The organism is Streptomyces sp. NPDC002520 (assembly GCF_053595235.1).
On the sequence record NZ_JBSFXG010000025.1, the window covers coordinates 134,935 to 143,273 of the forward strand.

An 8,339-nucleotide genomic window follows, 5' to 3' on the forward strand; every position below is an offset into this window, starting at 1 on the left:
GATTTCGCACCTCTTCCGCGCGCCGCCGTGCGCGGTCGGGCCGCGGCGGAGCATCATCGGGGCGGCCGGGGGCCTCGGCCGTGCCGTTGACCGCTCGTTGATCGAACGTTTTTCGCCGCACGGCACGATTCTGGCCATGCACATCGACACGATCACCCCGGCCGACACCGCCTGGCAGGCCCAGGCCCTGTGCGCGCAGACCGGGGCGGACTTCTTCTTCCCCGAGCCCGGCAGCTCGGTGCGCGAGGCGAAGCGCATCTGCGGCATGTGCGAGATGCGGTCCGCCTGTCTCGACTACGCCCTCACCAACGACGAACGCTTCGGCGTCTGGGGCGGCCTGTCCGAGAAGGAACGCCTCGCCCTGCGCCGCATCTCGCACTGACGCCTCCGGCGCCGGGAACCCTGCCGTCCACGGCGTGTCCACGGCGCCTCCACGGCGCGGAAAACCCCGTCGGCCGGGCTCCGGCACGCGGTCAGGATCCGGGGGCGCGCCCGGGCGTAGCGCGCAGGCGGGTGCACGCCGTCGCACGGCGGTCACGCCGGTTCGAATCCGGTCGGGGCCACGGCGGTGCGACGGACACGGGCGGGGCGGGGCACGAATGGGCGAGGCGACCGGAGAGGCGGTCACGCGCGCGGTCGGCGATGCCGAACTGGCGGTCTTCCACGACGTGGTGGGCAGGCTGCGCGCGCTGCCCGTCGACGACTTGGTGCGTCTGAGAGCCGAGCAGGTCGCCGCGTCCTTCGCCCGGGACGGGCGGCTCAGGCGCCGCGAGGCACGCGGCGCCGAGGTTGCGTCGGCCGACGCCTCGGCGATGGCCGCGACCGCCACCGGCGCGCTCGACCGGCGCGAGGACGCGCCCCTGGCCGAACCGGGCGCGGTCGGTGTCTTCCGCGAACCGCAGACCTGCTATGTCTGCAAGTCGCCGTGGCCGGCGCAAACCACCGCCGCGCCGTACACCGTCAATTGGCGCACCCACGGGGCAACGTCGAGACGCCCACGCGCGCGTACGGCTCCCGAGCCGCAGCGCGCGCGTGTCGCACAGCGAACGACACGCGCGCGCGGACCGAAACCGCCCCGCGCGCGAACGTCCCGCTGCGATCGCCTCAGCTCGCGGCGCGGGCCGCCATCCGTGCCTTGCGGGCCGCCAGCTTCTCGTCGAACTTCAGGGCCTCCGCGTCCAGGCCGCCCATGAACAGGCCGAGTTCCTCCTGCGCCTGACGGCCCTCGGGGCCGAGGCCGTCGATCTCCATGATCTTCAGGAAGCGGAGCACCGGCTGGAGGACGTCGTCGTGGTGGATGCGCAGGTTGTAGACCTCGCCGATCGCCATCTGCGCGGCGGCGCGCTCGAAGCCGGGGATGCCGTGGCCGGGCATACGGAAGTTGATCACGACGTCCCGGACGGCCTGCATGGTCAGGTCGGGGGCGAGTTCGAAGGCGGCCTTCAGGAGGTTGCGGTAGAAGACCATGTGCAGGTTCTCGTCCGTCGCGATGCGCGCCAGCATGCGGTCGCAGACCGGGTCGCCGGACTGGTGGCCGGTGTTGCGGTGCGAGATCCGGGTCGCCAGCTCCTGGAAGGCGACGTACGCGATCGAGTGCAGCATCGAGTGCCCGTTGTCGGACTCGAAGCCCTCGCTCATGTGCGACATACGGAACTCTTCGAGCTTGTCCGGGTCCACCGCGCGCGAGGCGAGCAGGTAGTCGCGCATGACGATGCCGTGCCGGCCCTCCTCGGCGGTCCAGCGGTGCACCCAGGTACCCCACGCGCCGTCGCGGCCGAAGAGCGAGGCGATCTCGTGGTGGTAGCTCGGAAGGTTGTCCTCGGTCAGCAGGTTCACGACGAGCGCGATGCGGCCGACCTCGGTCACCTGGGACTGCTCCTTCTCCCAGGCCACGCCGTCCTCGAAGAGGCCGGGGAAGTTGCGGGCGTCGCTCCAGGGCACGTACTCGTGCGGCATCCAGTCCTTGGCGACGTTCAGATGCCGGTTCAACTCCTTCTCGACCACTTCTTCCAGCGCGTACAGCAGCCGGGCGTCGGTCCAGACGGACGGGCTGCCGAGGTGAGGGGAGGTGATCGTCACGAGAACTCCAGATGGCGCCGAACAAACGGGGAGAGGGGGGACGTTCCGGCGAGCGGTGCCGGGAAACCTACGAGATCGTAAGCTACGAAGCCGTAGGTTACGAAGCCGTAGGTTAAGTTCGCCGTAAGGACCGCTTCACGGCTCGACCGGGCCGTGGTTCCCCGGTGTACGGAGCGGCCTCGGGACCCGCAGGTCCCGGGGCCGCCGGAGTGAGGGGATCATCCGCTCAGGCGTACAGCTCCCGCAGCCGCACCGAGAGGCAAGTCACACAGCCCTCCAACTTCTCGAACTCACCGATGTCGACGGTGACCACCTCGTGGCCGAGGTCCGTCAGCAGCTCCGCCGTCTTCGGCGCGCTCGACGCCATCAGCAGCTTGTGCCCGCCGAGCAGCACCACATGCGCGCCGGACTCCTCCGGGACCGACAGGAAGCCCGGGAACAGCGAAGGCCGGTCCACGTTCGGGATGTGCCCGATGACCGTCCCGTCAGGCAGCGCCGTGACCGCCGACTTCAGATGCAGCACCTTGCTCACGGGCACGGGCACCACGCGCGCGCCGAGCGGCTCGAACGCGGCTCGCAGCTGCTGCACGCCGGCCACGTTGGTGCGCCCGCTCCGGCCGACGTAGATCGTGTCCTGGACCTTGAGGACGTCGCCGCCGTCCAGCGTGCCGGGCTCCCAGATCCAGTTCACCGAGCAGCCGAGGCTCGCCACCGCCTCCTCGACGCCGGCGGTCTCCTGGCGCCGGGACGCGGCGCCGGGCCGGGTGATCAGTGCCACGTTCTTGTACATGACGACGCTGTCCTCGACGAACACCGAGTCCGGGCAGTCGTCGGCCGGCTCGACCTCGATCGTCTCCCAGTCGTGCTCGCGCAGCGCCTCGACGTAGGCCTCCCACTGCTCCACAGCGAGGTCCGCGTCGACCTTCTCCCGCTCGATGTGCGTCACCAGGCCTTCGGCGAGGCGCGGGCTGGGGCGGCGTACGAGGGCCTTCTTGCTGGGCACGAGGAATCTCCGTATCGGCGTGCGGTTCCGGCGCCCGTGTTGCGGCGCCGGTCCGCCATCATGCAGGGCGCCCCGGCCGGCACAAAACCCTTGTAGTCAGGATGTGGCCCCCCTGAGACGCTTCCCGGCCCGGCGCAGGGGTCCTCTCCCCGGCGCCGGGCCCGAACACACCGCCGGGGAGCCCCCCTTCACGGAACCGCTACGCCGGGTCCTCGATCTCCTCCAGGGTGGTCTCCCGCAGCTTGCCGTCCTCCATCAGCAGCCAGCGGGTGATGCCGATCGACTCCAGGAACGGCAGGTCGTGGCTGGCCACGAACAGCGCGCCCTGATACGACTCCAGCGCCGAGGCCAGCTGCCGGACGCTCGCCATGTCGAGGTTGTTCGTCGGCTCGTCGAGCAGGAGCAGTTGCGGTGCCGGTTCGGCGAGCATGAGCGCGGCCAGGGCCGCCCGGAAGCGCTCGCCGCCCGAGAGCGTGCCCGCCTGCTGGTCGGCGCGCGCGCCCCGGAACAGGAAGCGGGCCAGCCGCGCCCGGACCCTGTTGTTCGTGGCGCCCGGCGCGAACCGGGCCACGTTCTCCGCGACGGTCGCCTCGTCGTCCAGGACGTCCAGCCGCTGGGGCAGGAAGCGCAGCGGCACGTGCGCGTGTGCCTCACCGGCCACGGGTTCCAGCTCCCCGGCGACGGTCCGCAGCAGCGTCGTCTTTCCGGCGCCGTTGCGTCCCACGAGCGCGATCCGCTCCGGGCCGCGCAGGTCGAGGATCCCCTCGACGCGTGCCCCGTAGGCAGTCTCCAGGTTCTCCAGGGTGAGCACCTGCCGGCCGGGCGGCACGGCCGTGTACGGCAGCTCGACGCGGATCTCGTCGTCGTCCCGTACGGCCTCCACCGCCTCGTCGAGACGCTCCCTGGCCTCGGCGAGCCGTTCCTCGTGCATGACGCGGTGCTTGCCCGCCGACTCCTGCGCGGCGCGCTTGCGACCGCCCACGAGGATCCTCGGCAGGCTCCCGGACTCGCCGACCTTCTCTCCGTACCGCTTGCGGCGGGCCAGCTTGACCTGGGCGTCGGCCAGTTCGCGCTTCTGCCTGCGCACGTCCGCCTCGGCCACGCGCACCATCCGCTCCGCCGCGTCCTGTTCGACGGCGAGGGCCTCCTCGTAGGCCGAGAAGTTGCCGCCGTACCGGAAGACCTCCCCGGAGCGCAGGTCCGCGATCTGGTCGACCATGTCCAGGAGTTCACGGTCGTGGCTGACCACGACCAGAACGCCGGACCAGGAGGAGACGGCCGTGTACAGCCGGCGGCGCGCGTACAGGTCGAGGTTGTTGGTGGGTTCGTCGAGGAGCAGGACGTCCGGGCGGCGCAGCAGCAGCGCGGCCAGGCGCAGCAGCACCGACTCGCCGCCGGACAGCTCGCCGACCGTGCGGTCCAGGCCGACGTGGCCGAGGCCGAGTCCGCCGAGGGTGACCAGGGCGCGGTCCTCCACGTCCCAGTCGTCGCCGACCGTCTCGAAGTGCTCCTCGGACACGTCGCCCGCCTCGATGGCGCGCAGCGCCGCACGCCGGCCGGCGATGCCGAGCGCCTGGTCGACGCGGAGGGAGGTGTCCAGCGTGATGTTCTGCGGCAGGTAGCCGACCTCGCCCGTCACCTTGACGGTGCCGCCGGCCGGGACGAGTTCCCCGGCGAGCAGCTTCAACAGGGTCGACTTTCCCGAACCGTTGATGCCGACGAGCCCGGTTCTGCCGGGGCCGAAGGAGACGTCCAGGCCGTCGAACACGGGAGTGCCGTCGGGCCAGGCGAAGGAGAGGGAGGTGCAGGTGATGGAGGTTGACATGAGAGCCTCGCGGTTGCTGGGTGCGGTCGGGCGAGCGCGTGTCGAGACACCGCGAGGCGGAAACCGAAGGCCTGGGCACGGAGAGAGGCCCCGAAAAGGGCCAGGAGGCCATGAAAAAAGGCCTGTGCCGGAGGACGGCTCGGACGCCGAGGTCGTACGCCACGCACACCTCACCGGTGTGAACGCGGTGTCTCAGGACCTCAGACGAGCAACGTCCTTCTCCAATCGGCGGCAACAGAACCTCGTACACCGTACGGAGGGCCCGGAAGCGTGTCAACGCGAATTAATCCGCGGACGGGTCGACGCGGGCCGTCCGGGCGCGCACGGGGTCAGCAGGCGTCGCGCATCAGCTCGGCCAGGTCGTGGTCGAGGTCCATGTGCAGGTGCTCCATGCCGGCGGGCACCAGGTCGCGGGTGGCCTCGAGGAAGCGCCGTATCTCGCCGGAACGCACGTGCACGATCGCGGTGCCCTCGGGGGCGTGGAACTCCAGCACCGTGCGGTCGTAGCCGTACGGGCGCACGCGGACGTCGCCGTCGCCCGCCTCGTCGTGCAGCCCGGCCGTGAGCAGTTCGCGGGAGAAGGTCCAGCAGACGTCGACGCCCTCCAGGGTGGACGGGGCCGGGAAGGTCATGCGGACCGCGAACGGGTCGCTCCGGTCGTAGCGCAGCGTGGCGGGGATGCTCTGCATGCGCGGCGCGGCGGCGACGAGCCGCGCCTCTACGGGCTGCGCGATGACGGTGGACAACGCCTTGCTCCCTCGTGACGGCTGGGCGAACTTCCGGGCCGTGCGACCTGGTACTGGAAGAGACGACGGAATCAGTCGATCCGTGCACACGGAGAAGGAGTGACCTCGGTCACCGCGGCCATGGGCGGGGGTGGGGCCGGGCGCACGAGGTGCGGTCCCCTGGACGGCGGCGGGCCGGTGGGCTAGCTTCGCCCGCCATGAGGCGCTTGGGGAGCACGCGACGCAGGGGACGGACGGGCCGGCTGGTGGCGGCGGGGGTGGCGTGCGGGGCGGCACTGGCCGCGCTGACGGTGCCCACGGCTCAGGCAGAGACGTTCGGGGGCCACGGGAGCGTGCACTGGGCCGAGAAGGACAGCGGCAGCCCGCGGGTCCGCTTCCGCGGCCTGTCCGCCGTCGACCGCGACACCGCGTGGCTGGCCGGCACCGCCGGGACCGTCCTTCGGACCACGGACGGCGGGACCAGCTGGCGGAACGTCTCTCCGCCCGGAGCGGCCGACCTGCAGTTCCGGGACGTCGAGGCGTTCGACGCGCGGCGCGCGGTGGTGCTGGCCATCGGTGAGGGCGAGACGTCCCGCGTCTACCGCACCGAGGACGGCGGGGCGAGTTGGACGGAGTCCTTCCGCAACACCGACCCGAGGGCGTTCTACGACTGCCTCGCCTTCTTCGACCACCGCCACGGCCTCGCCATGAGCGACCCCGTGGACGGCAGGTTCCGCATCCTGTCGACCAGCGACGGCGGCCGGTCCTGGCGCGTCCTGCCCGCCGACGGCATGCCGGCCGCCCTGGACGGCGAGGCGGGCTTCGCGGCCAGCGGCCAGTGCCTGGTCACGTCCGGCCCGAAGGACGTCTGGCTGGCCACCGGCGGCGGCGCCCATGCGCGTGTGCTGCACTCCGCCGACCGCGGACTGACCTGGACGGCCGCCGACACGCCGGTACCGGCGGGCGATCCGGCCAAGGGCGTCTTCGCGCTCGCCTTCCGCGACCGCACCCACGGCCTCGCCGTCGGCGGCGACTACCGCCCCGACCAGGCCTCACCGCAGGCCGCCGCCGTCACCGCCGACGGCGGCCGCACCTGGCAGCCCGCCGCCACCCCGCCGCCCGCCTACCGTTCCGGCGCCGCCTGGCTCCCGCACAGCCGCACCAGCGCGCTCGCCGTGGGCCCCACGGGCACGGACGTGACCACCGACGCCGGCCGCACCTGGCGGACCCTCGACACCGGCTCGTACGACACCGTGGACTGCACCGCCGACCGGAGCTGCTGGGTTGCGGGGGAGAAGGGACGCGTGGCCCGCCTGGAACGCTGACAAGGCGGCCGGAACCCGGGTACTCGTCTCCCGGGGAAGGAGACGAGGGGAGCGATCATGCCAGCGGGTTCCAGCTCCAAGCGGGAGCGCCAGTACGAGCACATCAAGCAGAGCGCGCAGGACCGGGGCGAGAGCGCCGAGCGCGCCGCGGAGATCGCCGCGCGGACCGTTAACAAGGAACGCGCCCGCGCCGGCGAGTCGAGGACCGCGAGCCGCAGCTCGCTCGAGGACATGTCGTCCGGCGAGCGCGGCGGCCGGCGGTCCCACAGCGGCTCCCAGGGGCCGACCTACGACCAGCTGTACAACGAGGCGCGGCAGCGGGGTGTCGAGGGCCGTTCCCACATGAACAAGGAGCAGCTGCGGCGCGCGCTGGACGACAGGAAGGGCTGAGCCACCGGGCTCAGCCCGACGTCTGCCGGTGGTGTCCGAGTTCCGGCACCGTGGTCACTCCGGTACGAACATGATCGCGAGCCTGCCCAGCGGCCTGCGATGCGTGGGACGGCCGTAGAGTCGGGGGACCATGACGACCGTAGGCGTACCGGCGGGCTGGCCCGCGACCGAGGAAGAGGCCCGCGCCGTACAGGACGAACTGCGCGGACGGGTCGTGCTCGACGAGCCCGGACCGCCGCCCGGCACGGGGCATGTGACCGGGGTGGACGTCGCCTACGACGACGAACGCGACCTCGTCGCCGCCGCGGCCGTCGTGCTGGACGCGGCCACGCTGGACGTCCTCGCCGAGGTGACGGCCGTCGGCCGGGTCTCCTTCCCGTACGTCCCCGGACTGCTCGCGTTCCGCGAGATCCCGACCGTGCGCGCAGCCCTGGACGCCCTGCCGTGCCCGCCGGGTCTGGTCGTGTGCGACGGCTACGGCCTCGCCCACCCGCGCCGCTTCGGCCTGGCCAGCCACCTCGGCGTGCTCACCGGGCTGCCCGCCATCGGCGTCGCCAAGAACCCGTTCACCTTCACCTATGACGATCCCGGTGCCGAACGGGGCAGTTCGGCACCGCTGCTCGCGGGCACCGAGGAGGTCGGCCGCGCCCTGCGCACCCGGGACGGCGTCAAGCCGGTCTTCGTCTCCGTCGGCCACCGGGTGAGCCTCGGCAACGCCCTCGCGCACACGCTGGCCCTCACCCCGGCGTACCGCCTGCCGGAGACCACGCGCCGGGCGGACGCGCTGTGCCGCCGGGCGCTCCGGGAGGCGGCCGGGGAAGCGAGCCGCCGCTGAGGGGGTCCGGCGAAGTTGGGTGGCGGTTCGGCAGCGCCCCAAAGGTGCGCGGGGCTGTATCGATTTGCGGCTCCGCCGCGTGGGGGACCCCCATCGCGATGGGGGTCCCCCACGGTGGGGGTCCCCCACGCGGGACAGATCGGAATATCACACGTCT

Annotated in this window: 8 protein-coding genes; 4 read left to right on the plus strand and 4 right to left on the minus strand. The window is 72.3% G+C overall.

Going from position 1 to position 8,339, the window contains the following annotated elements; all coding sequences use genetic code 11:
* The first annotated feature begins 136 nt into the window (after positions 1 to 136).
* Positions 137 to 382: a WhiB family transcriptional regulator gene (locus tag ACWD5D_RS29865; RefSeq protein WP_451375871.1), complete on the plus strand. Its 246-nt coding sequence runs from the start codon at positions 137 to 139 to the stop codon at positions 380 to 382.
* A gap of 722 nt (positions 383 to 1,104) precedes the next feature.
* Here the strand turns inward: ACWD5D_RS29865 and ACWD5D_RS29870 are convergent.
* The 4 genes from ACWD5D_RS29870 to ACWD5D_RS29885 form a co-directional block, all read right to left on the minus strand.
* On the minus strand, positions 1,105 to 2,079 hold the full coding sequence (locus ACWD5D_RS29870) for an acyl-ACP desaturase (RefSeq protein ID WP_451375872.1): 975 nt from the start codon (positions 2,077 to 2,079) through the stop codon (positions 1,105 to 1,107).
* 226 nt (positions 2,080 to 2,305) lie between these two features.
* On the minus strand, positions 2,306 to 3,082 hold the full coding sequence (gene ddaH, locus ACWD5D_RS29875) for a dimethylargininase (protein WP_451375873.1): 777 nt from the start codon (positions 3,080 to 3,082) through the stop codon (positions 2,306 to 2,308).
* 199 nt (positions 3,083 to 3,281) lie between these two features.
* Positions 3,282 to 4,907, minus strand: coding sequence for an ABC-F family ATP-binding cassette domain-containing protein (locus ACWD5D_RS29880; protein ID WP_451375874.1), 1,626 nt, complete (start codon positions 4,905 to 4,907; stop codon positions 3,282 to 3,284).
* A 329-nt stretch (positions 4,908 to 5,236) separates the two neighbouring features.
* Positions 5,237 to 5,653 (minus strand): SsgA family sporulation/cell division regulator, encoded by a 417-nt coding sequence (locus tag ACWD5D_RS29885; protein WP_451375875.1) that lies wholly within the window; start codon positions 5,651 to 5,653, stop codon positions 5,237 to 5,239.
* A gap of 197 nt (positions 5,654 to 5,850) precedes the next feature.
* Between ACWD5D_RS29885 and ACWD5D_RS29890 the strand changes: the two genes are divergently transcribed.
* The 3 genes from ACWD5D_RS29890 to ACWD5D_RS29900 all read left to right on the plus strand — a co-directional run bounded on the left by ACWD5D_RS29890 (position 5,851) and on the right by ACWD5D_RS29900 (position 8,182).
* Entirely contained in the window at positions 5,851 to 6,957 is a 1,107-nt protein-coding gene (locus ACWD5D_RS29890; RefSeq protein WP_451375876.1) for a WD40/YVTN/BNR-like repeat-containing protein, read from the plus strand.
* Between the two features lie 57 nt (positions 6,958 to 7,014).
* Positions 7,015 to 7,347, plus strand: a complete 333-nt coding sequence (locus ACWD5D_RS29895) for a plasmid stabilization protein (protein ID WP_451375877.1) — start codon at positions 7,015 to 7,017, stop codon at positions 7,345 to 7,347.
* A 130-nt stretch (positions 7,348 to 7,477) separates the two neighbouring features.
* Positions 7,478 to 8,182 carry an endonuclease V gene (locus tag ACWD5D_RS29900; protein WP_451375878.1) on the plus strand — a complete coding sequence of 235 codons (705 nt, stop codon included), beginning with the start codon at positions 7,478 to 7,480 and terminating at the stop codon, positions 8,180 to 8,182.
* Positions 8,183 to 8,339 lie beyond the last annotated feature (157 nt).

Excerpts from the sequence above, each read along its gene's own strand:
- ACWD5D_RS29865 (WP_451375871.1), top strand. The coding sequence starts at position 137 with ATGCACATCGACACGATCACCCCGGCCGACACCGCCTGGCAGGCCCAG.
- ACWD5D_RS29880 (WP_451375874.1), bottom strand. The coding sequence starts at position 4,907 with ATGTCAACCTCCATCACCTGCACCTCCCTCTCCTTCGCCTGGCCCGAC.
- ACWD5D_RS29890 (WP_451375876.1), top strand. The coding sequence starts at position 5,851 with ATGAGGCGCTTGGGGAGCACGCGACGCAGGGGACGGACGGGCCGGCTG.
- ACWD5D_RS29895 (WP_451375877.1), top strand. The coding sequence starts at position 7,015 with ATGCCAGCGGGTTCCAGCTCCAAGCGGGAGCGCCAGTACGAGCACATC.
- ACWD5D_RS29900 (WP_451375878.1), top strand. The coding sequence starts at position 7,478 with ATGACGACCGTAGGCGTACCGGCGGGCTGGCCCGCGACCGAGGAAGAG.